25 protein-coding genes are annotated in these 26,295 nt (G+C 64.5%); 12 read left to right on the top strand and 13 right to left on the bottom strand.

Annotation, left to right across the window (positions count from 1 at the left end; genetic code table 11):
• Positions 1-179: 179 nt before the first annotated feature.
• The 3 genes from LRS11_RS00630 to LRS11_RS00620 form a co-directional block, all read right to left on the bottom strand.
• Positions 180-1,118, bottom strand: a complete 939-nt coding sequence (locus LRS11_RS00630) for a GGDEF domain-containing protein (protein WP_260495083.1) — start codon at positions 1,116-1,118, stop codon at positions 180-182.
• Between the two features lie 200 nt (positions 1,119-1,318).
• The gene (locus tag LRS11_RS00625) at positions 1,319-3,220 is read right to left on the bottom strand and encodes an acyl-CoA synthetase (RefSeq protein ID WP_260495082.1); all 1,902 of its coding nucleotides are present in this window, start codon (positions 3,218-3,220) and stop codon (positions 1,319-1,321) included.
• A gap of 12 nt (positions 3,221-3,232) precedes the next feature.
• Positions 3,233-3,892 (bottom strand): alpha/beta hydrolase, encoded by a 660-nt coding sequence (locus tag LRS11_RS00620; protein WP_260495081.1) that lies wholly within the window; start codon positions 3,890-3,892, stop codon positions 3,233-3,235.
• A gap of 390 nt (positions 3,893-4,282) precedes the next feature.
• On the opposite strand from LRS11_RS00620, the gene LRS11_RS00615 reads away from it, so the two are divergent.
• The 4 genes from LRS11_RS00615 to LRS11_RS00600 all read left to right on the top strand — a co-directional run bounded on the left by LRS11_RS00615 (position 4,283) and on the right by LRS11_RS00600 (position 8,471).
• Positions 4,283-5,311 carry an amino acid ABC transporter substrate-binding protein gene (locus LRS11_RS00615; RefSeq protein WP_260495080.1) on the top strand — a complete coding sequence of 343 codons (1,029 nt, stop codon included), beginning with the start codon at positions 4,283-4,285 and terminating at the stop codon, positions 5,309-5,311.
• 97 nt (positions 5,312-5,408) lie between these two features.
• Positions 5,409-6,593 carry an amino acid ABC transporter permease gene (locus LRS11_RS00610; protein WP_260495079.1) on the top strand — a complete coding sequence of 395 codons (1,185 nt, stop codon included), beginning with the start codon at positions 5,409-5,411 and terminating at the stop codon, positions 6,591-6,593.
• A gap of 9 nt (positions 6,594-6,602) precedes the next feature.
• Positions 6,603-7,700 carry an amino acid ABC transporter permease gene (locus LRS11_RS00605; protein ID WP_260495078.1) on the top strand — a complete coding sequence of 366 codons (1,098 nt, stop codon included), beginning with the start codon at positions 6,603-6,605 and terminating at the stop codon, positions 7,698-7,700.
• A gap of 9 nt (positions 7,701-7,709) precedes the next feature.
• Positions 7,710-8,471 carry an amino acid ABC transporter ATP-binding protein gene (locus LRS11_RS00600; protein WP_260495077.1) on the top strand — a complete coding sequence of 254 codons (762 nt, stop codon included), beginning with the start codon at positions 7,710-7,712 and terminating at the stop codon, positions 8,469-8,471.
• Positions 8,472-8,620: 149 nt separating this feature from the next.
• Here the strand turns inward: LRS11_RS00600 and LRS11_RS00595 are convergent, their stop codons facing one another.
• Positions 8,621-9,586 carry a GlxA family transcriptional regulator gene (locus tag LRS11_RS00595; RefSeq protein WP_260495076.1) on the bottom strand — a complete coding sequence of 322 codons (966 nt, stop codon included), beginning with the start codon at positions 9,584-9,586 and terminating at the stop codon, positions 8,621-8,623.
• Positions 9,587-9,704: 118 nt separating this feature from the next.
• Between LRS11_RS00595 and LRS11_RS00590 the strand changes: the two genes are divergently transcribed.
• The 3 genes from LRS11_RS00590 to LRS11_RS00580 all read left to right on the top strand — a co-directional run bounded on the left by LRS11_RS00590 (position 9,705) and on the right by LRS11_RS00580 (position 11,760).
• Positions 9,705-10,175: a nuclear transport factor 2 family protein gene (locus LRS11_RS00590; RefSeq protein WP_260495075.1), complete on the top strand. Its 471-nt coding sequence runs from the start codon at positions 9,705-9,707 to the stop codon at positions 10,173-10,175.
• A 277-nt stretch (positions 10,176-10,452) separates the two neighbouring features.
• The gene (locus tag LRS11_RS00585; protein ID WP_260495074.1) at positions 10,453-10,746 is read left to right on the top strand and encodes a GIY-YIG nuclease family protein; all 294 of its coding nucleotides are present in this window, start codon (positions 10,453-10,455) and stop codon (positions 10,744-10,746) included.
• A 78-nt stretch (positions 10,747-10,824) separates the two neighbouring features.
• Positions 10,825-11,760, top strand: a complete 936-nt coding sequence (locus LRS11_RS00580) for a glutathione S-transferase family protein (RefSeq protein ID WP_260495073.1) — start codon at positions 10,825-10,827, stop codon at positions 11,758-11,760.
• A gap of 378 nt (positions 11,761-12,138) precedes the next feature.
• Here the strand turns inward: LRS11_RS00580 and LRS11_RS00575 are convergent, their stop codons facing one another.
• Positions 12,139-12,957: a polyphosphate kinase 2 family protein gene (locus LRS11_RS00575; protein ID WP_260495072.1), complete on the bottom strand. Its 819-nt coding sequence runs from the start codon at positions 12,955-12,957 to the stop codon at positions 12,139-12,141.
• 7 nt (positions 12,958-12,964) lie between these two features.
• Entirely contained in the window at positions 12,965-13,972 is a 1,008-nt protein-coding gene (gene yejK, locus LRS11_RS00570; RefSeq protein ID WP_160488637.1) for a nucleoid-associated protein YejK, read from the bottom strand.
• Positions 13,973-14,330: 358 nt separating this feature from the next.
• Here yejK and LRS11_RS00565 point away from each other — a divergent pair, with 358 nt between their 5' ends.
• Positions 14,331-15,926 (top strand): M28 family metallopeptidase, encoded by a 1,596-nt coding sequence (locus LRS11_RS00565; RefSeq protein WP_260495071.1) that lies wholly within the window; start codon positions 14,331-14,333, stop codon positions 15,924-15,926.
• A gap of 42 nt (positions 15,927-15,968) precedes the next feature.
• Here LRS11_RS00565 and LRS11_RS00560 read toward each other — a convergent pair whose 3' ends face one another.
• Both LRS11_RS00560 and yjeH read right to left on the bottom strand, forming a co-directional pair.
• The gene (locus tag LRS11_RS00560) at positions 15,969-17,294 is read right to left on the bottom strand and encodes a TAXI family TRAP transporter solute-binding subunit (RefSeq protein ID WP_260495070.1); all 1,326 of its coding nucleotides are present in this window, start codon (positions 17,292-17,294) and stop codon (positions 15,969-15,971) included.
• Positions 17,295-17,386: 92 nt separating this feature from the next.
• The gene (gene yjeH / locus LRS11_RS00555; protein ID WP_260495069.1) at positions 17,387-18,649 is read right to left on the bottom strand and encodes an L-methionine/branched-chain amino acid transporter; all 1,263 of its coding nucleotides are present in this window, start codon (positions 18,647-18,649) and stop codon (positions 17,387-17,389) included.
• Between the two features lie 321 nt (positions 18,650-18,970).
• Between yjeH and LRS11_RS00550 the strand changes: the two genes are divergently transcribed.
• Positions 18,971-19,390 carry an Lrp/AsnC family transcriptional regulator gene (locus tag LRS11_RS00550; protein ID WP_260495068.1) on the top strand — a complete coding sequence of 140 codons (420 nt, stop codon included), beginning with the start codon at positions 18,971-18,973 and terminating at the stop codon, positions 19,388-19,390.
• 25 nt (positions 19,391-19,415) lie between these two features.
• Here LRS11_RS00550 and LRS11_RS00545 read toward each other — a convergent pair whose 3' ends face one another.
• The 5 genes from LRS11_RS00545 to LRS11_RS00525 form a co-directional block, all read right to left on the bottom strand.
• A complete protein-coding gene (locus LRS11_RS00545; RefSeq protein ID WP_260495067.1) occupies positions 19,416-20,222 on the bottom strand; it encodes an ABC transporter substrate-binding protein in 807 nt (268 codons plus the stop codon).
• A gap of 70 nt (positions 20,223-20,292) precedes the next feature.
• Positions 20,293-20,904 carry a YigZ family protein gene (locus LRS11_RS00540; RefSeq protein ID WP_260495066.1) on the bottom strand — a complete coding sequence of 204 codons (612 nt, stop codon included), beginning with the start codon at positions 20,902-20,904 and terminating at the stop codon, positions 20,293-20,295.
• Between the two features lie 3 nt (positions 20,905-20,907).
• Entirely contained in the window at positions 20,908-21,888 is a 981-nt protein-coding gene (gene rlmF, locus LRS11_RS00535; protein WP_260495065.1) for a 23S rRNA (adenine(1618)-N(6))-methyltransferase RlmF, read from the bottom strand.
• 180 nt (positions 21,889-22,068) lie between these two features.
• Positions 22,069-22,293 carry a TIGR02450 family Trp-rich protein gene (locus LRS11_RS00530; RefSeq protein WP_260495064.1) on the bottom strand — a complete coding sequence of 75 codons (225 nt, stop codon included), beginning with the start codon at positions 22,291-22,293 and terminating at the stop codon, positions 22,069-22,071.
• Entirely contained in the window at positions 22,290-23,276 is a 987-nt protein-coding gene (locus LRS11_RS00525; protein ID WP_260495063.1) for an NAD(P)/FAD-dependent oxidoreductase, read from the bottom strand. The genes LRS11_RS00530 and LRS11_RS00525 overlap by 4 nt, the downstream gene beginning before the upstream one ends.
• A gap of 198 nt (positions 23,277-23,474) precedes the next feature.
• On the opposite strand from LRS11_RS00525, the gene LRS11_RS00520 reads away from it, so the two are divergent.
• The 3 genes from LRS11_RS00520 to LRS11_RS00510 are packed head-to-tail and all read left to right on the top strand — an operon-like array spanning position 23,475 to position 26,243.
• A complete protein-coding gene (locus tag LRS11_RS00520) occupies positions 23,475-24,380 on the top strand; it encodes a TIGR01777 family oxidoreductase (RefSeq protein WP_260495062.1) in 906 nt (301 codons plus the stop codon).
• The gene (locus tag LRS11_RS00515) at positions 24,377-25,399 is read left to right on the top strand and encodes a ferrochelatase (RefSeq protein ID WP_260495061.1); all 1,023 of its coding nucleotides are present in this window, start codon (positions 24,377-24,379) and stop codon (positions 25,397-25,399) included. The genes LRS11_RS00520 and LRS11_RS00515 overlap by 4 nt, the downstream gene beginning before the upstream one ends.
• A 1-nt stretch (position 25,400) precedes the next feature.
• Positions 25,401-26,243: a substrate-binding periplasmic protein gene (locus LRS11_RS00510; protein ID WP_260495060.1), complete on the top strand. Its 843-nt coding sequence runs from the start codon at positions 25,401-25,403 to the stop codon at positions 26,241-26,243.
• The last annotated feature ends 52 nt before the right edge of the window (positions 26,244-26,295 follow it).

Here is a 26,295-nt window from a genome sequence, read left to right as displayed (position 1 = left end):
AATAACAGTATCTACAAGGCTTGTTCTGACCAGTACGAAGAAAAATGTGATGGATAGCGAGCGAACCGCTGTGAGGCAAGGAGCCCGGAGCGCAGAAACCGCAATGAACTGGAGTTCATGAGGATTTCGAGCACCGCGTGACGCAGCATCGCAGCGGTGCAGCCGCTATAGGCACATTTTTAGCCGCAGAGGCAGTTGCGGCCTTGCTGCTTGGCCTGATACAGCGCGCTGTCGGCCCGGGCGATCAGGCTCTCCAGGCTGTCCTGCGGCTTCATTGGCGCCATGCCGATGGATACGGTAACGCCCGGCAAGATGCCGACCGGTGAATAGAACGAGGAAACCTGCTCAAGGCTCTGGCGCAGGCGCTCGCCGATGCTGCGGGCTTCCTCGACATCGATTTCCGGCAGCAGGATGACGAACTCTTCGCCGCCGTAGCGCGCCATGCTGTCTTTCGGTCGCAGCTGGTTGCGCAGGGTGTGCGCCACCAGGCACAGGGCGTAATCGCCGGCGAGGTGGCCGTGCTGGTCGTTGTAGGCCTTGAAGTGGTCGACATCCAGCATGAGCATGCACAGCGCCTGGCTATTGAAGGCGCAACGGGTGCTTTCGCGGGTGTACACATGCTCCAGCCAGCGCCGGTTGAAGCAGCCGGTGAGGGTGTCGAGGTTGGCGTTCTGTTCGCTGTCGAGAATGATCCGGTTGCCCTGGCGTACTCGATCGCAGAGCAGTTCCAGCAGGTTCTGCATCAGTTGCGGCGACTGCTTGAACAGGTTGACCAGGGATTCGTGATGCAGGCGCAGCACCAGGGACGCGGTGGTGGCGACGACATAGGCGGAGGGGTGGTCGTTGTCGATGAAGCTGATTTCGCCGGCGCACTCCCCGGGCTGCAGGGTGCTGACCGGTTGATTGTCGAGCGAGCCGAGGAAGACCTTGAGTTCGCCTTCGAGCAACAGATAGAGGTACTGGTTGCGATTGAACGGCGAGAGCAGCACTTCGCCCGCTTCCAATTCGCAGGCGCGAAACTCCCTCAGCAGCTGGTCGAGGCTGCTAGAGGCGACATTTTGGAACAGTCGCACATGTTGCAGTTGCAGCGGGTCGGGCTGCCAGCGGGCGTTTTTCATGGCCTGCTGTCAGTGTCCCAACGCTGTTGTCAGGCGGCTGGGCATCGCAAACGCTTCCTATCGTTAACACGAACACCAGCCTCGACCTTATGACTGAGTCGGTCGAGAAACAATCCCGTTGGTCAGCATTGGCGACCAGCGGTTGCGTGGCGAAATGAACGATAGAACGGCCGCCCACACTTGTGCAGCGGCCGTCTGGATCAGGCGTCGTGGTGCAGGCGATGACGCACGGCGAAACCCGCCAATCGCTCTGCAATGGTCTGCTGCAACGCTTCATTGAGCTGCGGGCTATGGATGTGGGCGACCTGGCCGAGCTGGTCGTCGCTCAGCACTTCGACGCGAATGTTGCCGCCCAGGTCGGCCAGTACGCTCTCATAGACCCGACGAATGGCATCGAAGCGCAGGGCCGGTTTGAAGGTCTTGCCGACCGGGGTGACCGGGATGGCCTCGATGATCCACACGTCCTTGGGTACCGCCGCACGTTCCGGGATGTGCGCGGCGGCGTGGCTGAGCAGCTCCGCTTCGCTGACGCTCTGCCCGGGCTTGAGCTGCACATACACCACCGGCAGCTCGCCGGCTTTCTCGTCCGGCTTGCCGACCGCCGCTGCCAGGGCCACCGCCGGGTGCTTGTGCAGGGCTTCCTCGATCATCTGCGGGTCGATGTTGTGGCCGCCGCGGATGATCAGGTCCTTGCTGCGCCCGGTCAGCCAGACATAGCCGTCGGCGTCCAGGCGGCCGAGGTCGCCGGTGTTGAACCAGTCGCCGTCGACCCATATGCCGGCATTCTTGCTGGCCTGCAGGTAGCCCTTGAACACGGTGGCGCCGCGGATGCACAGGTTGCCGATCTCGTTCTGCGCGGCGTCGCGCAGATAGTTGCCCTGCTCGTCGAGGACCTTAATTGCCACCTCACAGTAGGGCATGCGCAGGCCGATGGAGCCAGGCCGGCGCTCGCCGCCGATGGGGTTGGCGCAGCTGCCGCAAGTGCCTTCGGTGAGGCCGTAGCCTTCGAGCAGGGTCAGGCCGGTCTTGGCTTCGAACTGGCGGATCAGCTCCATCGGCATTGGTGCCGCACCGCACAGTGCATAACGCAGGCTGGACAGGTCGCGGCCCTCGCTGGGCACTTGCAGTAGGCCGGCATAGATGGTCGGCACGCCGCTGAAGAAACTGACCTTGTAGCGCTCGATAATGCCCCAGAAATCGGCCATCAGTGCCGTGTTGCGATAACCCTGCGGGGTGGCTAGCAGCACTTCGGCGCCGCTATAAAAGGCGGTCAGGCCGGTGACGATCACGCCGTTGACGTGGAACAGCGGCAGGCCGCAGAGGGCCACATCACCGGGGCCGAAACGGGTGACGAAGGACATGCTGCAGGCCATCGCCACTTCGTTGCGGTGGCTGTGCGGGGCCAGCTTGGGCGTGCCGGTGGTGCCGCCAGTATGGAAGTAGCTGGCGATGTCGTCGGCCTGGAGCTGCCGGCCGCTTTCCAGGTGGTCGGCCGGGCAGGCGGCGATCAGCTCATCGAAGTCCAGTACGCCTTGCGGTAGGTCGCCGCGTTGCGCTTTGACGGCACTGCGCTGCGGCTCGGGCAGCAGGTTGGCCATGTCCACGCAGATCACCGCCTTGAGGTTGGGCAACTGGCCGCGCAGGGCCTCGACCTTGGCCCACAGGTCGGTGCCGGGGAAGGGCGCCAGGGTCACCAGCAGCTCGGAGTCGGAGGCGTGGATCAGTTCGGCGATATGTTCGGCGTCGAGCAGCGGGTTGATCGCGTTGACGATGCCGGCCGCCTCGCCGCCCCAGATGGTGAAGTGGGTCTGCGGCAGGTTGGGCAGCAGGAACGACACCGCCTTGCCCGGACGCAGACCGAGGCGGTGGAAGGCGTTGGCGGTCTGGGTGATCTTGCCCAGCAGCTCGCTGTAGCTCAGCCGGTAGGCCTGTTCGTCCGCCGTGCCCTGGAGGATGAAGCTCAGGGCCGGGGCCTGCGGATGGCGCGCAGCGCTGCGCTGGATCAGCTCGTAGGTGCTGGCCGGCAGGTCGCGGGCGGCCAGCGGGGTCTGCTCGATCAGTTCGATATCGGCCAGCGAGCGGATTATGGGGGCTGCGGTCATTGTTGTGCCTCTTCAGCGGTTCAGGTGCGCGATCAGCCAGGCGCCGATATCGCGGATTTCCTCATGGATGACTTCGTGACCCATCGGGTAGGCCTTCCACTCCACCGGCACGCCCAGCGTACTCAGCTGTTCGAAGGCGGCGCGGCCCATGGACGGGATCACCACGTCGTCAACGCTGCCATGCAAACACAGCGCCGGCAGTTGCAGTTTTGTATCTGCCAGCTGCAGGTCTTCGTTAAAGGTGGGGGCGTAGGTGGAGAGCGCCAGTACGCCGCCCAGCGGCCCCTGCCAGCGCAGGTAGGCGGTGTGAAAGACCACGGCGCCGCCCTGGGAGAAGCCGGCGAGGAAGACCCGCTGCGGGTCGATGCCGCTGTCGCGCTGCTGCTCGATCAGATCGATCAGGCTCTGCGCCGAGGCTTCCAGCTGCTCTTTATTGATTGCGCGGGCCGGGCTCATGGCCAGGATGTCGTACCAGCTGGGCATGAGGTAACCGCCATTGATGGTTACCGCGCGTGTCGGCGCCTGCGGCATGACGAAGCGCGTGCTGTGCAAACTTTGCTGGAGCATCTCGGCCACCGGCAGGAAGTCGTAACGGTCGGCGCCCAGGCCGTGTAACCAGATGACGCACGCGTCGGCCTTGTGTGTGGGTTCCAGGATCAGTGGTTCGCTCATGGCGGCTCCAGTGCTGTGCAATCGCCCCATTGTGGTGCGTGGCGATTTTGCGCGTATTGATGGATTAATTAAGAAGATGTCGCACGGAGAAAAGTTTTGCTCTTGACCCGTTTTTATCGCGTCTCATTTGCCACGTTGGTATGCACCTTGCTCTGTGTAGACGATCTGGCAAGACGGCAGGCTGTCGTCGAGTCGGGTATTTGCAGTGTCTCAAGTCCGTATTACCTACGGCACTGGGTGAGGAATTCGCCGGTATCGCTATCGGCATCTAGACTCACTCCAGGTTCGCACCCCGGTTGATCCTGTCATGGTGGCGGGATCGAACGTGCCTCACAAGGGTACGGCGGCAGGACCGAGACTCCGATCCAATAAGAACATTTGGAGGTTTGAATGAAGATGGTGAAATCCACCCTGGCGGTATTGACCACGGCTGCAGTACTTGGCGTGAGCGGTTTCGCGCAAGCCGGTGCCACCCTGGATGCGGTGCAGAAGAAAGGCTTCGTGCAATGCGGTATCAGCGATGGTTTGCCAGGTTTCTCCTATGCCGATGCCAAGGGTAACTACCTGGGTATCGACGTGGACATCTGCCGTGCCGTAGCGGCTGCTGTATTCGGCGATGCCTCCAAAGTGAAATTCAGCCCGCTGACCGCCAAGGAGCGCTTCACTGCGCTGCAATCCGGTGAAGTCGACATGCTGTCGCGCAACACCACCTGGACCAGCTCGCGTGATGCGGCCATGGGCCTGAACTTTACCGGCGTGACCTACTACGACGGCCAGGGCTTCCTGGTGAACAAGAAGGTCGGCGTTTCCAGCGCCAAGGAACTGGACGGCGCCACCGTGTGCATCCAGGCCGGTACCACCACCGAGCTGAACCTCGCCGACTACTTCCGCGCCAATGGCCTGAAGTACACCCCGATCACTTACGACACCTCCGACGAAAGCGCCAAGTCGCTGGAGTCTGGCCGTTGCGACGTACTGACCTCCGACCAGTCCCAGCTGTATGCCCAGCGCATCAAACTGGCCGCGCCGGACGACTACGTGGTGCTGCCGGAAGTGATCTCCAAGGAGCCGCTCGGCCCATCCGTGCGTCAGGGTGACGAGGAGTGGTTCGACATCGTGCGCTGGAGCCTCTACGCACAGCTGAACGCCGAGGAACTGGGCGTGACTTCGGCCAACGTCGAAGAAATGGCCAAGTCCACCAAGAACCCCGACATCGCCCGTTTGCTGGGTGCCGAGGGTGATTTCGGCAAGGATCTGAAACTGCCGAAGGACTGGGCCGTGCAGATCGTCAAGCAGGTCGGCAACTACGGTGAAATCTTCGATCGCAACGTCGGTGCCGGCAGCGAGCTGAAGATTGAGCGTGGTCTCAATGCCCTGTGGAACAAAGGTGGCATGCAGTACGCACCGCCGGTGCGCTGACCCCCTTGGCCATCGCCCCGCTACGGGGCGATGGTGTTCCTGATTTCATGAACTCCGCGCCGCGGTCTATGGGTGCGGAGTTTCAATGAGGGCCGTTATGCAAAATATCGCCAACAATTCGCGCCCGCGCGGTTCGGTCTGGACCGATCCCCAGGTGCGCGCTTGGGCTTTCCAGATTATTGCCGTGATCGCCGTCGTGGCGCTCGGCTGGTACCTGTTTCACAACACCCAGAGCAACCTGGCCCAGCGCGGAATCATCTCCGGCTTCGGCTTTCTTGAGCAAAGCGCCGGTTTCGGCATCTCCCAGCATCTGATCGACTACAGCGAGAGCGACAGTTACGGGCGGGTGTTCGTCATCGGTCTGCTCAACACCCTGCTGGTCTCGGTGATCGGCATCTTCTTTGCCACCATCCTCGGCTTCATCCTCGGCGTGGCGCGGCTGTCGCCCAACTGGTTGATCAGCAAGCTGGCGACCATCTACATCGAGACCTTCCGCAACATCCCGCCGCTGCTGCAGATCTTCTTCTGGTACTTCGCCGTGCTGCTGCCGCTGCCGGGACCGAAGCAGAGCCTGAGCATCGGCGACACCTTCTTCCTCAGCAACCGCGGCCTGAACATGCCGTCGCCGTCGATGGCGGAAGGCTACTGGCCGTTCGTCATCGCCCTGCTGCTGGCGGTTGTCGCCGTGGTGCTGTTGACGCGCTGGGCGCGTGCGCGCTTCGAGGCCACCGGCCAGCCGTTCCACACGGTGTATGTGTCACTGGCCATTCTGCTGCTGGTGCCGGGGCTGAGCGTTTTGGTGTTTGGTGACCCCTTCCACTGGACGGTGCCGCAACTCACCGGCTTCAACTTCCGTGGTGGCTGGGTGGTGATTCCCGAGCTGATGGCGCTGACCCTGGCGCTGACCATCTACACCGCCGCCTTCATCGCCGAGAACGTGCGTTCCGGGATTCAGGCGGTCAGTCACGGGCAGACCGAGGCCGCGCGCTCGCTGGGCCTGCAGCCGACCGTGACCTTGCGCAAGGTGATCGTTCCCCAGGCGCTGCGGGTGATCATTCCGCCGCTGACCAGCCAGTACCTCAACCTGGCGAAGAACTCTTCGCTGGCCGCCGGTATCGGTTATCCGGACATGGTCTCGCTGTTCGCCGGTACGGTGCTCAACCAGACGGGGCAGGCCATCGAGGTGGTCGCCATCACCATGAGTGTCTATCTGGCCATCAGCATCAGCATTTCCATGCTGATGAACTGGTACAACAAGCGCATTGCGCTGGTCGAGCGGTAAGGAGCAGCCATGCAGACCCATACGTTCAAACCTGATCTACCGCCGCCCCCGATGAGCGTGGGCGTGCTCGGCTGGTTGCGCAGCAACCTGTTCTCCAACTGGTTCAACAGCCTGCTGACCCTGCTGGCCATCTACCTGGTCTGGCTGATCGTTCCGCCGCTGCTGCAGTGGGCGTTCTTCGCGGCCGACTGGACTGGCAGCAGCCGCACCGACTGCACCAGCGAGGGCGCCTGCTGGGTGTTCATCAAGGAGCGCTTCAGCCAGTTCATGTACGGCTTCTATCCGGAAGAACTGCGCTGGCGGGTTGACTTGACCCTGTGGCTGGCAGTGATCGGCGCGGCGCCGCTGTTCGTGCCGATGATGCCGCGCAAGGCTGTCTATGGACTGGCCTTCCTGGTGGTCTACCCGTTGCTGGCCTTCTGGCTGCTGCACGGCGGCTTCTTCGGCCTCAGCGAAGTGGAAACCAGCCAGTGGGGCGGCCTGATGCTGACCCTGGTGATCGCCGCCGTCGGCATTACCGGCGCGCTACCACTGGGCATCCTGCTGGCCCTCGGGCGGCGTTCGGACATGCCGGCGATCCGCGTGATTTGCGTGACCTTCATCGAGTTCTGGCGCGGTGTGCCGTTGATCACCGTGCTGTTCATGTCCTCGGTGATGCTGCCGCTGTTCCTCCCCGAAGGCATGCATTTCGACAAGCTGATGCGCGCGCTGATCGGCGTAATCCTGTTCCAGTCGGCCTATATCGCCGAGGTGGTGCGTGGCGGCCTGCAGGCCATTCCCAAGGGCCAGTACGAAGCAGCGGCGGCCATGGGCCTGGGCTACTGGCGGATGATGGGTCTGGTGATCCTGCCGCAAGCCATGAAGCTGGTGATCCCCGGCATCGTCAACACCTTCATTGCGCTGTTCAAGGACACCAGCCTGGTGATCATCATCGGCCTGTTCGACCTGCTCAACAGCATCAAACAAGCCACCACCGACCCGGCCTGGCTGGGTATGGCCACCGAAGGCTATGTCTTCGCCGCACTGGTGTTCTGGATTTTCTGTTTCGGCATGTCCCGCTACTCCATGCATCTGGAGCGCAAGCTGGACACCGGCCACAAGCGTTAGGAGTGAATCATGAGTGAAGCCAACAAACAGCCCAGCGCCGAGCCGATGATCCTGCTGCAGGGTGTCAACAAGTGGTACGGCCAGTTCCACGTGCTCAAGGACATCAACCTCAGCGTGCAGCCGGGCGAGCGTATCGTCCTCTGCGGCCCGTCCGGTTCCGGCAAGTCGACCACCATCCGCTGCATCAACCGTCTGGAGGAGCACCAGCAAGGGCGCATCGTGGTCGATGGCACCGAGCTGACCCACGACCTCAAGCAGATCGAGGCGGTGCGTCGTGAAGTGGGCATGGTGTTCCAGCACTTCAACCTGTTCCCGCACCTGACTGTGCTGCAGAACTGCACCCTGGCGCCGATGTGGGTGCGCAAGATGCCACGTCGTCAGGCCGAGGAAATCGCCATGCACTTTCTCGAGCGCGTGCGTATCCCCGAGCAGGCCAATAAGTTCCCCGGCCAGCTCTCCGGCGGTCAGCAGCAGCGCGTGGCGATTGCCCGCGCGCTGTGCATGAAGCCGAAGATCATGCTGTTCGACGAGCCGACCTCGGCCCTCGATCCGGAAATGGTCAAGGAAGTGCTGGATACCATGGTCAGCCTGGCCGAAGACGGCATGACCATGCTCTGCGTGACCCACGAGATGGGCTTTGCCCGCACCGTGGCGAACCGGGTGATCTTCATGGACAAGGGCGAGATCGTCGAACAGGGCGAGCCGAACAGCTTCTTCACCAACCCGCAGAACGAGCGGACCAAGCTGTTCCTCAGCCAGATCCTGCACTGAGGTTCACGGCAAGACGAACAGGGAGCCTGCGGGCTCCCTTTTCTTTGCCTAAAACACAGCCGCTTTCCGTCGCCGTAGGAGCCAGCTTGCTGGCGATCCCGGTGTTGATGGGGATGGGCTGATCGCCAGCAAGCTGGCTCCTACAGGGGTTAGTGCGTGCTGGCTGGGCGATGCGTCAGGCGCTTGCGAAAGGCGCCAGGCGTCTCGCCACAGAGCTGCTTGAACAGCTTGGCGAAGGTGGCGCGATCGGCATAGCCGACCTGGGCGGCGACCTGTTCCAGCGAGCGTCCCGGTTTGCGCAGGGCGCTCTGCGCGGCGCTGATGCGCAGGCGCTGCAGGTAGTCGTTGGGCGTCAGCCCGGTGGCGGCCTTGAAGCGGCGCAGCAGGGTGCGGGTTGAGCAGTTGGCCTGCTGCGCCAGGCGCTGCAGGTCGATGGCCTGCGCATGGTGCTGCTGCAGCCAGCGTAGCAGCGGGGCGATCAAGCCGTCCTCCAGGGGCGGCTCCGGCAGCAGCGGGGCGAAACGCGACTGCCGCCCGCGGCCGCGTTCGAACACCAGTGCGCCGGCCACCCGTTCGGCCAGCCAGTCGCCGCCATGCCAGGCGATCAGGTGCAGGCACAGGTCCAGGCCGGCCTGAGCGCCGCCGGAGCAGAAGCGGTTGCCATCCTCGGTGAACAGTTCGTCGACCTGCAGGTTGACCCGCGGGAAGCGCTGGCGAAAGCCGCCGGCCAGTGACCAGTGGGTGGTGGCGCGGCGGCCGTCGAGCACTCCGGCTGCAGCCAGCAGGCAGGCGCTGCTGCACAAGCTGGCCAGCTGCTGGCTATGTGGGCGCGTGGCCAGCCAGGCGAGCAGCTCGGGGTTGCCCTGCAGGGTGCGCTCAATGGCGCTGCCGGTGGCGGGGATCAGCAGCAGATCGGCAGCGTCGGCCAGGCGCAGGTCGCCTTCCACCCGCAGTTGGGCGAAGCCGATCTCGACCGGCAGGCCGTCCGCGCTGAGCCGGCTCACCTCGAACAGGCGCTCCCCGGCCAGCTGGTTGGCCAGGCGAAAGGCGTCGTCGGCCATGCTCAAGCTGGACAGCACTGTTTGCGGGCAGACGTACAAGGCAATGCGGATCATTGATCGGTATCAGTTGGAGAGTATGGCGATTATTGACACAAAGTTGGCGTTGTCGCCAATCGCCGTTTGGCGGATCAGCGGCAATACTCTGTGCAGTCCACATCACGGAGCAGCACCCATGGCCCACCCCAACGCCGAACTGATCAGCCGTTTCTACCAGGCCTTCCAGCAGCTGGACGCCGAGACCATGGCCGCCTGCTATGCCGAGGACGTGCAGTTCAGCGACCCGGCATTCAACGACCTGCGCGGCCGCGATGCCGGCGACATGTGGCGCATGCTGACGGCGCGGGCGCAGCACTTCTCCCTGACCTTCGACAGCGTGCAGGCCGATGACCAGCAGGGCAGTGCGCGCTGGGTGGCGACCTACCTGTTCAGCAAGACCGGCAATACCGTGGTCAACCATATCCAGGCCAACTTCCGCTTCGCAGACGGCAAGATCGTCGAGCACCGCGACCACTTCGACCTGTGGCGCTGGGCCCGTCAGGCGCTCGGTACCAAGGGCCTGCTGCTGGGCTGGACGCCGCTGGTGCAGGGCGCGATCCGCAAGCAGGCCATGGCCGGGCTGCGCGCCTGGCAGGCGTCCCGCTGAGAACCTGCTCACGATCTCCTGTCCTTCGGCCATACCGCGTTAAAAACAGGCTCGGCAAGCCGCTTGCGGCTAACGCGCTTCAGCGCGACCCGAAGGGCGAGTGCAACGAGTCATGCTCATTTACAGCTCGTAAACCCGAATGCGGGCCCAGTCCGTTCCTCGCCGTTTTGACCAGCCGGAGGCTGTTACTGGCGTAGTGCCTTGTCTGGCTCTAGTTCAAAAGATCGTGAACAGGTTCTAAGTGACGTAAGCTGCCCGCGCTAACGAGAGGGCAGCTATGAGTGATATCCCGGCCGAGCCAGGCAAGACCTGGTCGGTGTATCTGGTGCGCGCGGAAAATGGCGCGCTGTACTGCGGCATCAGCGACGACCCGCAGCGGCGCTTCACCCAGCACTGCAGTGGCAAGGGCGCGCGCTTCTTCCATTCCAGTCCGGCGCAGGCGCTGGTCTATGTGGAAGCCTGTGCGGACAAGGGCACGGCCCTGCGCCGCGAGCGGGCGATCAAGAGCCTGGCCAAGGTCGCCAAGGAGCGCTTGGTGCTGACAGCTACTATGGAAAAAACTGATAGCTAACTATCAGTCCCAGCGGGTAGGCCGCCGGCCGTCCCGCGGTTAAGCTGGCCCTTCACTGCCACCGACGCGGAGCCCGTCATGCACGAGTTGATCCTGCACCATTATCCGACCTCGCCATTCGCCGAAAAGAGCCGCCTGTTGCTGGGCTTCAAGCAGCTGTCCTGGCGCTCGGTAATGATTCCCGCAGTGATGCCCAAGCCCGACCTGCTGGCCCTGACCGGCGGTTATCGCAAGACCCCGGTGCTGCAGGTCGGCGCTGACATCTACTGCGACACCGCGCTGATCGCCCGTCGCCTGGAAGCCGAGAAGGCCACCCCGGCGCTATTTCCGGAAGGCCAGGAGTTCGTCGCCGCCAGCTTTGCCCAGTGGGTCGATTCGGTGGTGTTTCAGCATGCGGTGAGCCTGGTGTTCCAGCCGGAGTCGGTGGCCTTGCGCTTCGCCAAGTTGCCGCCGGAAGCGGTAAAAGCCTTTCTCGCCGACCGCGCCGGGCTGTTCAGTGGCGGCAGCGCCAGTCGTCTGCCGGCCGAAGTCGCCAAGCACAACTGGCCGGGCATCATGGCCCGCGTCGAGCAGCAACTGGGGCGCGAGGAGGGTGACTTCCTGTTCGGCGAGCCGTCGATTGCCGACTTCTCCCTGGCCCACTGCCTGTGGTTCCTCAAGGCCACTCCGGTAACCGCGCCGCTGATCGACACCTACCCGAATGTCAGCGCCTGGCTCGGCCGCGTGCTGGGTTTTGGCCACGGCGCGTCCAGTGCGCTGAGCGCCGAGGAAGCCATCGAGATCGCTCGTGCGGCGACACCGGCAGCTCTGCCGGATGAACCCTTTATCGAGTCCAATGGCCTGCAGGCCGGGCAGCGGGTGAAGATCGCAGCCACCGATTACGGGGTCGACCCGGTCGAGGGCGAGTTGCTGTTCGCCGGTGTTGAGGAGCTGATCCTGCGCCGAGAAGACGAGCGTGCCGGCATGGTGCATGTGCACTTCCCGCGTCTGGGCTTTCGTATCGAAGCAGTCTGATAGGGCGAGGGCGGATGTGCCCCGTTCTTTGATGGGCGCAGATTCTGTAGGAGCCAGCTTGCTGGCGATGCGCAGATCGCGTCCCGCTGATCGCCAGCAAGCTGGCTCCTACAAAAGCTTGTGCGCAAAGGGGGGGATGAAAAAGCGCTATCCACCCTACGGGGCCCGTATCAGCGTGCCTACTCGGGAGCGTCCAGTTCGTAGGGCGGGTGAACCCGCGGGTTTCACCCGCCCTACGGTCTGATTCTGTAGGAGCCAGCTTGCTGGCGATGCGCAGACAGCGTCCCGCTGATCGCCAGCAAGCTGGCTCCTACAAAAGCTGGTGCGCAGGGGGGATGAAAAGGCGTCATCCACCCTGCGGGGGCCTTATCGCCGTGCCTAGTCGGCGGCGTCCAGGTCGTTGGCGCTGAACGGCGGCGGGTTGTCCGGCCAGGTCAGTTGCAGGCGTTCCAGCTCGCGGGCCAGCAGGCTGGCTACCAGCCAGTCGCGCAGCCAGCGCTGGTCGGCGGGCAGCACATACCAGGGCGCATCCGACGTGTGGCTGGCCGCCAGCAGGTCACTCCAGCGCTGCTGGCGCAGGGCGTATTCGCGGTAGGCCTGCAGATCACTGTCGTGCAGCTTCCAGCGCTTCTCCGGGCGCTCCAGGCGGCTGAGCAGGCGACGTTTCTGTTCCTCGCGGGATATCTGCAGGTAGCACTTCAGTGGGTGCAGTTGCTGGACCGGCCATTCGCGTTCGAACGCCAGCAACTCCTGCAGGCGCTGCGGTAACTCGTCTTCGCCACACAGGCCATCCAGCGCATCACAGATCAATGCTTCGTAGTGGCTGCGGTTGAACACGCCGAGCAGTCCCGCTTGCGGCAGGCGTTGACGGTAGCGCTGCAGAAAGTGCTGGCGCCGCTCCTGCTCATCCGGCTGGTGAAAGCCATTCAGGCTGATGCCCTGCGGGTCGAAGGCGCTGACCACCTTGCGGATCACCCCGTCCTTGCCCGAGCAGTCGGGGCCTTGCAGCACCAGTAGCAGGGCCTCTTGGCGGTTGGCCCAGAGCATGCGTTGCTGCTCGTTGAGCCAGGGCTTGAGGTCGGCCATGGCCTGCTGGGCGGCGTCTTTGCTCAGGCCGAAGTCGCGCGCCGGGTCCTGCGCCAGCGGTGCCTGTGGATCACACAGGCAGGCGTCGAGGATGGCATCCGCCAGGCGCATGACGGGTTCAGTCCTTGCGGCGCTTGAGCTGGTCCTTCAGCTGGGTCGGCAGCTGGCGGATGATCAGCATGTCGCGCGCCTCGTCGTATTCGATGGCCGAGCCCAGCAGGTGCGATTCGAAGCTGATCGACAGGCCCTCGGCGCGCCCGGTGAAGCGGCGGAACTGGTTGAGGGTGCGCTTGTCCGCCGGAAATTCCGGGGCCAGGCCGTAGTCCTTGTTGCGGATGTGCTCGTAGAAGGCGCGCGGGCGGTCTTCGTCGATCAGCCCGGAGAGGTCTTCCAGGGTCATCGGCTCGCCGATCTTGGCCTGGCTGCTGGCGTAGTCGACCAGGGTGTCGGTCTTGGCGCGGGCCTGTTCTTCCGGCAGGTCCTCACTCTCGACGAAGTCACTGAAGGCCTTGAGCAGGGTGCGCGTTTCGCTCGGTGCGTCGACGCCTTCCTGGCAGCCGATGAAGTCACGGAAGTAGTCCGAGACCTTCTTGCCGTTCTTGCCACGGATAAACGAGATGTACTGCTTGGACTGCTTGTTGTTCTGCCACTCGCTGATGTTGATGCGCGCCGCCAGATGCAGCTGGCCGAGATCGAGGTGCTTGGCCGGGGCCACGTCCAGCGCTTCGGTCACGGTCACGCCTTCGCTGTGATGCAGCAGGGCGATGGCCAGGTAGTCGGTCATGCCCTGCTGGTAGTGGGCCAGCAGCACATGGCCGCCGGTGGCCAGGTTGGATTCTTCCATCAGCTTCTGCAGCTGCTCCACGGCCTGGCGGCTGAAGGCGGTGAAGTCCTTCTCGCCGTCCAGGTACTGCTTCAGCCAGCCGCTGAACGGGTAGGCCCCGGATTCTTCGTGGAACAGGCCCCAGGCCTTGCCCTGCTTGGCGTTGTAGCTCTCGTTGAGATCGGCCAGGAGGTTCTCCATGGCCTGCGAGCTGCTCAGCTCGCTGTCGCGGGCGTGCAGCACGGCGGGGGTGCCATCGGGCTTCTTGTCGATCAGGTGGACGATGCAGTGGCGGATCGGCATGGCTTCAGTCTTCAGGTGGTTCGCTGGGGGCGGTGGTGCGGTGCAGCGCATGGGTGCGCTGCGAGGTGGACAAAGTCTACCTGACAACGCCGTCTGCTCCATCTTCGGTGGCGCAAGCGCGTGCATAAGGTCTGCTGAATGGTGGCTATTTGCTGGCATCTATCAGTCATCTTCGGTGATTAATCACAATCTTCAAGAAAAAATCAGCTACAAGCCGCGCATGCTCGGCGATCAGGGTCTAGCGTCTGTAGCGTCCACACGACGCAGTAAAGGGACGTTACGTGGCGGTGCCACAAGCACTGCTGCACCCATAAAGCTCCAAATATGGATTGGAGAAATACACATGCAGAACACGATCATGAATCGCCGTCTGATGTTCGGCTCGCTGTTGGCCACCTTGGCCATGCCTGCCCTTGCCGCTCAAGACAAACAGGCCCCGCAGTTGTTCGAGGAGTTATGGAGCCCGACGCGCATGGGCCCCCAGGAGTGCCGTGGCGCTGCGTTGCAAACGTCGCCGCTGCTGCTGCCTCGTTGCATGCAGGCAGACCGAACCAGCATCCATCTACAAATGCTCAACGATATTGCCCTGGCCAACGGTGGCAATCGCGCGGCTGGGCTGCCGGGCTATCAGCGCTCGCTGGATTACATCCAGTCGACGCTGGAAAGTGCCGGCTACACGGTCACTCGACAGATGTTCCCGTTCAGCGCGTTCTACCCCCAGGGGCCAGGTCTGCTGGAGACCGTAGCGCCTACGCCGGGGCAGTTCGAGTGGGAGGTGGACTTCACCTATCTGTCGCAGACCGATGCCGGTGATGTGACGGCGGCAGCGGCGGCGGTGGACATCGCCCTGGGCGCCGGCAATCTCTCCAGCAGCGGCTGCGAGGCCGAGGATTTCGCCGGCTTCCCGGCGGGCGCCATCGCTCTGCTGCAGCGCGGTAGCTGCAATTTCCAGCTCAAGGCGGAGAACGCTGCGGCTGCCGGTGCCACTGGGGTGATCATCTTCAATCAGGGTGACACCGAGGAGCGCAAGGGCCTGATCAACGCGACCCTGGGCGACGCCTATGCCGGTGGCATTCCCGTGCTGTTCGCCACCTATGACCTGGGGGTGAGCCTGGCGCAGACCGCTGACGTGCAAGTGCACATGCTCACCGATGTGGTACGCGAGCGCACCCAGACCTACAACCTGCTCGCCGAAAGTCGCCGTGGCAATCCGGACAACGTGGTGATGGCCGGTGCGCACCTGGATTCGGTGTTCGAGGGCGCGGGTATCAACGACAACGGTTCGGGCAGTGCCGCTTTGCTGGAACTGGCCGTGCAGATGCGCAAGGCGCGGCCGCAGAACAAGCTGCGTTTCGCCTGGTGGGGTGCCGAGGAGTCGGGGTTGGTGGGTTCGACCTACTACGTCGAGCAGTTGCCGGCTGAGCAGAAGACGAAGATCAAGGCCTACCTGAACTTCGACATGATCGCTTCGCCCAACTTCGGTTACTTCATCTATGACGGCGACGGTTCGTCCTTCGGCCTGCAAGGCCCGCCCGGCTCGGCAGCAGTGGAGCGCCTGTTCGAGAAGTACTACCGGCTGCGTGGTCTGCCGTTCGAGGGTGACGAAATCACCTTCCGTTCCGACTATGCGCAGTTCTTCACCGATGGCATTGCCTTCGGCGGGCTGTTCACCGGTGCCGAGGAGCTGAAGACCGAGGAGCAGGCCGCGCGTTATGGCGGCACCGCCGGAGTCGCCCTGGACCCTTGCTACCACGCCGCCTGCGATGATACGAACAACATCGACCTGCGTGCCCTGGAGGTCAATGGCGATGCCATGGCCTTTGTCACCAGTTGGCTGGCGCTCTCCACCAAGGTGGTCGACGACGAGATCGCCGCCGCCGCGGCGGGCCAGGGTCTGAAACGTAGCGTTCAGGCGTATGACATTACTCACTGGGGCAAGCACTGGATCAAGTGATCCGCCCCGTTTAAGCAACCCCCGCCCGGGCGGGGGTTGCTTTTATTCGGCGGGGAGACTGCGGCGCTGCACGGACTGCAGGCGCTCAATCATGTAGCGCAGGTGCATGTGCAGCTCGTACAGCTCGCTGGAATAGGACAGCGGCACCTCGACCCGCGCCAGCTCGTCTTCCAGTTTCTCCAGTCGCGCGATTTCCTCGGCGATATCGCTGGGCAGGTCGCCCTTGTACAGCAGCTGGTCGATCTCGCGCAGGTGCTTGTACCAGCGGTAGATGCGCGCGCGGATGCGCCACTGGTAGATCGGCCCGATGGCCTTGAACAGCGGGAACAGCAGCACCAGCAACGGGATGGCGAGGATGATGTAGCGGTCGGCCAAAGATGCGATGCGGAACGGCAGGTAGCGCTGCAAGATCGGCAGGCCCTTGTCGTAGTAGTAATCGGCCTCGGCCAGGGTGTTCAGCGACAGTGGTGGCTTGGCCGGGTAGCTGCCGGCCGGGTCGAGCAGGCTGCCGTTTTTCAGCACGGTCTTGGCCGCTTCGAGAATCAGCGGGGTCAGCGAGGGGTGGAACTCCTCGCCGGCCACCAGGGTGGCCACCGGACCGAGGGTGACGATGTCGCGGTCCGGAGTGTTCTGCGCCATGTCGAGCATGCCTTCGCCGACTTCCAGCTGGCTCAGGTAGGGCAGGCGCGCCAGGTAGGCCTCGGTACGCCGCAGGCTGACTAGGCGTAGTTTGGGTTCGGCGGCCAGGCGCTGGATCAGCGGGTTCTCCGCCGGGCCGACGAAGAAGGCGGCGTCCAGCTCGCCTTCGATCAGCGCATCGGCGGCGCGGCTGCCGCCCAGTTGTTGCCAGCGCTTGGGGTATTGCGCCGGTTCGATGCGATTGGCTTTGAACAGAGCAGCGGTTACCGCCTGGGTGCCGCTGTCGGCGGAACCGATGGCCAGGCGCAGCTTGGTCAGATCGGCCAGGCGCTGGAACTGCACCTTGCGCCCGGTGAACAGCCACAGCGGCTCGCGGTACATCACGCCGAGGCCGCTCAACTTGCCGCGCGCCTCGTCGGGCAGGTTCAGTTCCTGGCCGCTCTGCACCAGGGCCAGCTCGACTTCACCCTGGCCGAGCTTGGTCAGGTTGTCCTCGGAGCCAGCACTTTCCACCAGTTCCAGGGTGAAGCCCTGCTGCTCCAGCTCGGCCTGCAGGCGCTCGGCGAAGGCGTGGTAACCACCGCCCACTGCACCAGTGGCCAGCCGTGCATGCATGGGCGGTGGCGGGGCGACGAAGTAGAACAAGGCGCCGACCAGGCCGGCCAGCACCGGCACGATCCACAGGTTGGCCAACAGCATGATTTTCAGGTCGCGGAGAATGCGGCGCATGGTCTGTCCTTGTCATTACCTCGGCTGAGGATAGCCGGGATGCGCGCCGCGCTCACCCCTTGGCGTGTGGTTCTCGGCCGCTGTTCAGATCTTCAACTGCGCAGCGGCAAGGCTGCGCGCTTTTCGCGCCAGTAACCGAATAGCGCCAGCCCGGCCAGCAGGCCGAGTGCGTACAGCGCCTCAACTCCCAGTGCCAGCAGCACCAGGGCACAGAGCAGGCTGCTGAAGCCCGCCAGCCAGCGCCACACGCCGTGCAGCAGCACCCAGCCGGCGGCCATGCTGAGCAGGTAGACCAGGATGAAGTTGCCGTTGGCGTAGCGGATCAGGTCGTCCACCGACAGTTGCAGCACGCCGGCCAGAGCCGCGCACAGGGCGCAGATCAGCACCACCAGCAGCAAGGCCGGGCCAGGCACTCCGTGGCGGTTGAGGCGAGCCAGCGGCTGCGGCAGCTTGCCTTCGTCGGCCAGGCTCCAGATCAGCCGGGCGAAGCCCTGCACATAGACGTTCATCGAAGCGAAGCAGGCCAGGTAGCCGACCAGCGCCACCAGCACGCGGGCCTGGTCGCCCAGCAGCTGATCCATCAGGCGTGGCAGCGAGGCAGCGTCGCTGTGCACGTCGCCATACACGCCGAAGCTCAGCACCGCCACCGAGAACGCCCAATACACCAGGCCGGCCAGCAGCACGCCGAGCAGCAAGGCGAGGGGGAAGTCGCGCTGCGGGTGCTTGAACTCCTCGCCCAGGTGGGTGAAAGCCTCGATGCCGACGAAGCACCAGAACATCACCCCCAGCGCAGCCGGGATCAGCTGCCAGGAATCGTCGATATCCGGCAGCAGCGGCTGGCTGGCCAGCGGCAGTTCGCCGACCCACCAGACCAGCGCCACCGTGCCGATGATGGCCAGCGCGATCAGCCCCTGAATAAAGCCGGAGGCCCTGGCCGGACGCTGGCCGAGCAGGAGCATGGCGCCGAGGGTGGCGAGCTGGATCAGCAGCGCTTCACCGCGGCCGATCGGCAGCAGTGCCTGCCAGAAACCGGTGGCGATATTCAGCGCCGCCGGCAGGCCCACCGGCAGCACGGCGAGAAACAGAAAGGAGATCAGCCGCTCCATGCGCGCGCCGAAGGCCCGGCCGATCAGGTGCGGCGCACCGCCGGCATGGGGAAAGCGTTTGCCCAGCTGGGCGAAGGTGAAGGCCACCGGCAGCACCAGGACGATGAGGATCAGCCAGGCCCACAGCGACGCCTGGCCGGCGGCGGTGGCAGCCAACGCCGGCACCACGAAGATGCCGGTGCCGAGCAGCGAAGTGCTGAGCAGCCCGATGCCCTGCAGCAGGCCCAGTTCCTTGTTCAAGCGACTCATGTTGTATGCTCGCGGCTGTTTTCCGATCCCGCCATGGTAAGCAGACGGCGCCGTGCAGGTTGCCGCCGATCACCGGCAAAGTGGCGGAATGCACCGTCAAACTGCCTGCTTGAGAAGATGATTTCAAATTAGGCGAGCGAAGGTCAGGCAAGGCAAAAATGGCTGAGGAAGCGGAGTTTACGAGTTGTAAATGAGCATGACTCGTTTCACTCGCCCTTCGGGTCGCGCTAAAGCGCGTTAGCCGCAAGCGGCTTGCCGAAGCCATTTTTAACGCTGCATCACCGAGTGCAGCCAATTTGAAAGCAACTTCTGAGAGTCGCCTTGGACAAGTTCGACCACCAAATCCTCGCCCTGCTGCGCGAAGACGCCCGCACCTCCGTTAGCCAGATCGCCCGCGAGGTCAACCTATCGCGTTCGGCGGTGGGCGAGCGCATTCGCCAGCTGGAACAGAGCGGGGTGATCCGCGGCTACCACGCGCGGGTGGTGGAGCCTGAAGGCGGTGCGGTGAAGGCCTTCCTCGAACTCTTCTATAGCAACGGTCGTTGCCTGGACTACGTCGAGCGCATGCGCGTCCATCCGGAGATCCGCCAGTGCTGCGGCATCAGCGGCGAGACCGACATGCTGGTGCAGGTCGAGGCGGCGAGCATGGCGCGGCTCTCCGAGATACGCGGCGAGATAGAAAACTACCCGGGCATGCAGCGGGTGAAAACGCACATGGTGGTGCAGGAGTGGGCGATGTAGGGCGGCCGGTCGGACACTCTACGGACTATTCGAACAGCGGCAGCTTGGCGTCTGGCGCGGCTTGCGGGATTTCATACTTGCCCGCCTGCAGGTCGCGGAAGTAGCTGTCGTAGCGGCCGCTGTCGCGGTAGCTCTGCAGGCGGCGGTTGAAGCGTTCCAGCAGGGCCTGGCTGCCTGCCAGTTGCTTGGGCAGCATCAGGTAGCTGAGGTTGTTCAGCAGCGGCTGGGGGTGATGGGTCACGCGGGCGGCATCGGCCGCGCTGAAGTGTTTGCGCAGCGAGGCGTAACCGACGTTGAGTTCCTGCGGGTAGAGGGACACGCGCTCCTTGAGCAGCTTCTCGAAATTCTGCCGGTCGCTGGAGACCCGCTCCATCTTCACCGTGCCCTTGCTCAGGAAGCTGTCGAACGCTTCGCCGTAGCTGTACTCCAGGCCGCCGCCGAGGCGCATGCCGTCCAGGTCGCTGAAACTGTGCCAGTCGAAGGGCTGGCTTTTCAGGTGGAAGAATACGAACTGTTCGTTGAGCAGCGGGGCGCTGAATAGGAAGTCGGCCTCACGCTCGCTCTTGTGCATCCACACGGCGCTGGCATCGAAGCGACCGGCCGCAGCGGCGGCATAGGCCCTGGGCCAGGGCAGGAACTGGAAATTGACCCGGTAGCCTTCGTCGGCGAACAGGTCGCTGATCAGGTGGGCGATGACCCCGCCATGCTTGAGCTCGGCAGACAGGTAGGGCGGCCAGTCGCCGACGCTGATGCGCAGTTCCTCTGGGGATTGCGCCTGGGTCAGCGGGCTGCACAGCAGAACCAGCACGGCTAACAGTCGCTTGCAGTTCATCGGTGCCCCTTACTGGCTGGTTGCCGCGCTTCCTGTGCAGAATAGCTGCAACAGTGCGAGGGTTGGCGTTCTATGTACGACGCGGCCTATGCCCTGGGTCAAGTATTTCCAGACGGATGCGCCCGCGGCCCAGTTCGATCAGTTGTTCGCTGACCTGCTGCAGATTGGCCACCGGCAGGCTCAGTTGGCAATCGGCGCCCTCGGCATCGAAGCTTTCCCGTTCGATGCGAGCTTGCCATTGGCCCAGGCGGGCCTTGACCCGTTCCAGCTCGGCAAAGGGGATATGGCAGCGTGCCTGTAGCCGCTGGATCAGCGCAATGCGCTGGCCACCCTGCAGGCACTTCGCCGCGCTGCCGCCATAGGCGCGGGCCAGGCCGCCGGTGCCGAGCTGGATGCCGCCGTACCAGCGGATCACCAGCACCACTACCTGGTCGCAATCCTGGTGGTCGATGGCCGCGAGGATCGGTCGGCCCGCCGTGCCGCCCGGCTCGCCATCGTCGCTGAAACGGTACTGCTGGCCGCACTTGAAGGCCCAGCAATTGTGCGAGGCACTGAGGTCGCTGTGCTGCTGGATAAAGGCCAGGGCCTCATCGGTACTGGCGATTGGCGCGGCCAGGGCGAGGAAGCGGCTCTTGCGGATTTCCTCGCGGTACTCGCAGACGCCCTGCAGGCTGAACGGCATGCCTTAGCCCGCCGTGCGCAGCCAGGCCGCGCGTTGCTCGGGGCTGTGGAAGGTCCAGGCGACGAAGCGGCTCTGCTTGTTGCCCTGGGCCATGTCGACACAGCGCACTTCTACTGCACCGGCCTTCTTCAGCAGGTTCTCGGCGTAAGGCACGTTGCTGGCTTTGGACACCAGGCTGCTGAACCACAGCACCTGGCCGGCGAACGCGGCGCTTTCGGCGATCATGCGCTTGAGGAAGCTGGCCTCGCCGCCGGTGCACCACAGCTCGGCGCTCTGCCCGCCGAAGTTGAGTTCCGGCAGCTTGCGCTTGGGGTCGAGTTTGCCGAGGTTCTTCCACTTGCGCCGGCTGCCGCTGGCGGCTTCCTCGGCGTTGGCGTGGAAGGGCGGGTTGCATAGGGTCAGGGCGAAGCGCTCACCGTCCTGCAGCAGGCTCTTGAAGATCTGCCCGCGTTGCAGTTGCTGGCGCAGGGCAATGGCGCCGTCCAGGCCGTTGGCCTGAATGATGGCGCGGGCCGAGGCCAGGGCCGTGTCGTCGATGTCCGAACCGAGGAAGTGCCAGCCGTAGTCGCTATGGCCGAGCAGTGGGTAGATGCAGCTGGCGCCGGTGCCGATGTCCAGCGCGCGGATTGCCGCGCCGCGCGGAATCTCGCCACTGTTGTCGCTGGCCAGCAGGTCGGCCAGGCCGTGCACGTAGTCGGCGCGGCCGGGGATCGGCGGGCACAGGTAGCCCGGCGGAATGTCCCAGTGCTGCAGGCCGTACAGCTGGCGCAGCAGCGCGCGGTTGAAGGCCCGCACTGCCTCCGGGTTGGCGAAGTCGATGCTCTGCTTGCCGTAGGGGTTGAGGATGACGAACTCGGCCAGCTCCGGGCTGGCCTCGATCAGCCGGGGGAAGTCGTAGCGGCCCTGGTGACGGTTGCGCGGGTGCAGCAGCGCCGGGCTGCTGGGCGAGATGGGGGCGGCGGGTATATCGGATATTGGCGGCATGCTGGGCGTTTCGGCGAACTGGAGCGGCATTGTCCCACAAGATCGCGCCGCCGGAGCCCCATCCCCGTCGCCTGGCCGGCTTGTGTAGGAGCCAGCTTGCTGGCGATCAATGGGTCAGGGTTCGGTAGGATCGCCAGCAAGCTGGCTCCTACAAGAAGCTGCGTGTCCTGGGTCAGGGGGCTACTTCCAGCCCATCTGCCAGCGCTCGCCATCCTGCAGCGCCTGCCAGTCGAGGCGCTCGCTGCGCTGGGTGAGCACGGCCTGCAGCTCGACCTGCAATACCGTGCCTTCCTTGTCGCAGATCAGTTCGCTGACCAGGAAGTGCTTCTCGCGGTTCTGCGGCTGGCGCGCCGTCCATTTCGACAGCAGTAGCTTGCGTGGATTGAGGCGCCGCTTGCCGCTCACTGGCGGTGTTCCAGCAGGCGCCGGGCGACCTCCTGGCCGCTCAGCCAGGCACCCTCAACCCGCCCGGACAGGCACCAGTCGCCGCAGGCGTACAGGCCCAGGTCGGCATCGGCCAGGGCGCCCCACTCATGGGCGCTGGCTGGCCGTGCGTAGAGCCAGCGATGGGCCAGGCTGAAGCTCGGGGCGGGCAGCGGGCAGCCGATCATCTCGGCGAAGGCGCCGTGCAACTGCTCGATCACCGCTTCCTTGTCCAGGTCCAGGTGCTGCTTGCTCCAGCTGCTGCTGGCGTGCAGCACCCAGCTGTCGAGCTGGCCGTCGCGGCCGGGTTTGCTGCGGTTGCGCGCCACCCAATCGAGCGCGCTGCCCTGGGCGAAGCAGCCTTCGACGCGGGTTTCCAGCGGCGTGGCAAAGGCCAGGGCGACCGCCCAGGTCGGCTCCATGATCACGCTGGCGGCGGCGCTCGCCAGCTTCGGCGCGGCGCTAAGCAAACCGGTGGCCTGCGGCGCCGGGGTGGCGACGATCACGCTGCTGAACGGGCCATGGCTCTGGCCGTCGGTGTCCTGCAGTTCCCAGTACTGTTCGCCGTGGAATACCTCGGTGATGCGGCAGGCGAAGTGCACCGGCAGGGCGCCGAGCATGGCGCGGGTGATAGCGCTCATGCGTGGCGTGCCGACCCAGCGCACCTGTTCGTCGGGGGAGGGCAGCAGGCCGTTCTCGTTGTAGTGGTACAGCTCGGGGTCCCACTCGGCGACCCAGCCGCGGGCCTGCCATTGCTGTACCACTTCGACGAAGCGGCGGTCGCGGGCGGTGAAGTATTGCGCGCCGAGATCGAGCGAGCCGGCATCGCTGCGCTTGCTGGCCATGCGTCCGCCGCTGCCGCGGCTCTTGTCGAACAGCTGGACTTCCAGTCCGGCGGCATGCAGCGCCTGAGCTGCGGAGAGTCCCGCCAGGCCGGTACCGATGATGGCGATGGGTGCGTTCATGGTCTACCTCGTGTCCTTTGTGACAGGCTACGCTCTAGACTAATGCTGTACAAATATAATTGCCTGTACAGCTTTTATCGGTTCCAATCGCGGACCTGTTGAAACTGCGACGTTGCAACGCGGCGGACAAGGCACGCGTTAGCGTCATAATTCAGACTAGGGTGAGACTGGTGGTTAACGCCATGCGAGGACGATGCCATGCACATCTTGCTGACCGGCGGTACAGGTTTGATCGGTCGCGCACTCTGTCGCCTGTGGTTGCAGCAGGGTCATCAGCTGACCGTATGGAGTCGTACGCCTGACCGGGTGGCCGGCTTGTGCGGGGCGCCAGTGCGCGCCATCGGCCGCCTCGAGGACTACGGTGACGGCCCGCTGGATGCAGTGATCAACCTGGCCGGCGCGCCGATCGCCGATCGACCCTGGACGCACAAGCGCAAGGCGCTGCTGTGGGCCAGTCGGGTGGCCTTGACCGAGCAACTGCTGGCCTGGCTGGAAGGTCGCACGCAGCGGCCGAAAGTGCTGATTTCTGGCTCCGCCGTGGGCTGGTACGGCGATGGCGGCGAGCGCGAACTGCACGAGGACAGCCCGCCGGTGGTGGAGGATTTCGCCGCGCAGTTGTGCAGCGCCTGGGAAGAAACTGCCCTGCGCGCCGAGGAGCTGAGTATTCGCGTGGTACTGCTGCGTACCGGTCTGGTGCTGGCGGGCGATGGTGGCTTCCTGCAACGCCTGCTGCTGCCGTTCAAACTGGGCCTGGGCGGGCCGATCGGTAATGGTCGGCAGTGGATGCCGTGGATTCACCTGGAGGACCAAATCGGCCTGATCGACTTTCTCTTGCAGCACCCCGACGCCCACGGTCCCTATAATGCCTGCGCGCCGCAGCCGGTGCGCAACAAAGCCTTCGCCCAGGCTCTCGGCCGGGCCCTGCAGCGCCCGGCGCTGTTGCCGCTGCCGGGGTTGTTATTGAAAGTCGGCCTGGGCGAACTGTCCGGCCTGCTGCTCGGCGGGCAGAAGGCCCTGCCGCAGCGGGCGCTGGCCGCCGGCTATGAGTTCCGTTTTACCGCTATCGATTCGGCCCTGGCCGCTCTGTTTAAGGACGCTGCATGACAGATCATGCCCTGCTGTTGGTCAACCTGGGTTCGCCGGCCTCCACTTCGGTGGCCGATGTGCGGCGCTACCTCAACCAGTTCCTCATGGACCCTTATGTCATCGACCTGCCCTGGCCATTGCGCCGCCTGATCGTGTCGCTGATTCTGCTCAAGCGCCCGGCGCAGTCGGCGCACGCCTATGCCTCGATCTGGTGGCCGGAAGGCTCGCCACTGGTGGTGCTCAGCCAGCGCCTGCAACAGGCGATCACTCCGCTGTGGCAGCAGGGACCGGTGGAACTGGCCATGCGCTACGGCCCGCTGTCGATCGAGAAGGCCCTGCTGCGCCTGGCCGAGCAGGGCGTCAAGCGCGTGACCCTGGCGCCGCTGTATCCGCAGTTCGCCGACAGCACCACGACCACGGTGATCGAGGAGGCCAAGCGCGTGGTGCGCGAGCACAAACTGGCGCTGCAATTCGCCACCCTGGCGCCGTTCTATGACCAGCCGGAGTACCTCGATGCCCTGGTTGCCAGCGCCCAGCCGCACCTGGAGCAGGGCTTCGACCACCTGCTGCTGAGCTTTCACGGCCTGCCCGAGCGCCACCTGCACAAGCTCGACCCCAGCGGCCATTGCCTCAAGGGTGCCGACTGCTGCAAGACGGCTTCGCCGCAAGTGCTTGCCAATTGCTACCGCGCCCAGTGCCTGCGCAGTGCCGAACTGTTTGCCGAGCGCGCCGGACTCAAGCCGGGGCAGTGGTCGGTGTCGTTCCAGTCGCGCCTGGGCCGCGCCAAGTGGATCGAACCCTACACCGAAACGCGCCTCGACGAATTGGGCAAGGCCGGGGTGAAGAAGTTGCTGGTGATGTGCCCGGCCTTCGTCGCCGACTGCATCGAAACCCTGGAAGAGATCGGCGACCGCGGCCGCGAGCAGTTCCAGGCAGCCGGTGGCGAGGAGCTGGTGCTGGTGTCGTGCCTGAACGAGCATCCGCAGTGGGTGAGTGCGTTGAAGACGCTCTGCGAGCGGGCGCCGTTGGCGCTGTGACATGACCCTGATCCGCTGGATTCTGACCGGCCTGCTGCTCTGCAGCGGGCTGCAGGCGGCCGAGCTGCGGGTCTGCCAGCACGATGCCAGTCGCTATGCCTATCGCCTCGAACTGATTCAACTGATCCTTGATCGCACGGCCGCGACTCACGGTGAACTGCACGTGGCTGCGGCCCAGGGAGTAGATCCGCCGCAGGAGCGCTGTCTGGCGCAACTGCGCTCCGGCATGGTCGACCTGGCTTATGTGCCGCCCAATGCCGAGCGTCTGCGCGACCTGCGCATGATTCCTTTCGACCTGCACGCCGGCATGCTCGGTTACCGCCTGCTGCTGATCCATCGCGAGGATGCGCCGCGCTTCGCCCAGGTGCAGACCCTGGATGACCTGCGTCACCTGCGTGGCGGTTTCGGCAGCCAGTGGAGCGACTTCCCGCTGTTCGCCCTCAACCGTCTGCCGGTGGTGGGCTCATCACACCCGGAGAACCTGCTGGCGATGCTCGCCGAGCGGCGCTTTGATTATTACCACCGTGCCTTGAGCGAGGCCTGGGAGGAAGTGGGCGACCACCCCGAACGCCATCCCGAGCTGATGATCGAGCCCGACCTGGCGCTGGTCTATCCATTGCCGGTGTATTTCGCCTTCAACCGCGCGGAGCCGGAACTGCGTCAGCGCTTCGAGGAGGGGCTGGTGCTGATCCAGGCCGATGGCAGCTTCCGCGAGCTGTTCCTGCGCCATTTCGGCGAACAGCTGCGGCGCAGTCAGTTGTCGCAGCGGCGCCTGATCATCCTGCAGAACAACCTGCCACCCGGCTTGCCGGCGGCGGACAGCCGCTTCTGGCTGCAGCCCTGAGAAGAGAATGAAAAATGGCGGCCTAGGCCGCCATTTTTGCTTGTTCAACCGT

Origin of the sequence: Pseudomonas sp. J452 (assembly GCF_024666525.1) — a bacterium.
Classification (GTDB): domain Bacteria; phylum Pseudomonadota; class Gammaproteobacteria; order Pseudomonadales; family Pseudomonadaceae; genus Aquipseudomonas.
The sequence above is the reverse complement of the archived record's forward strand: the minus strand, read 5'-3'. Positions and strand labels throughout refer to the sequence as shown.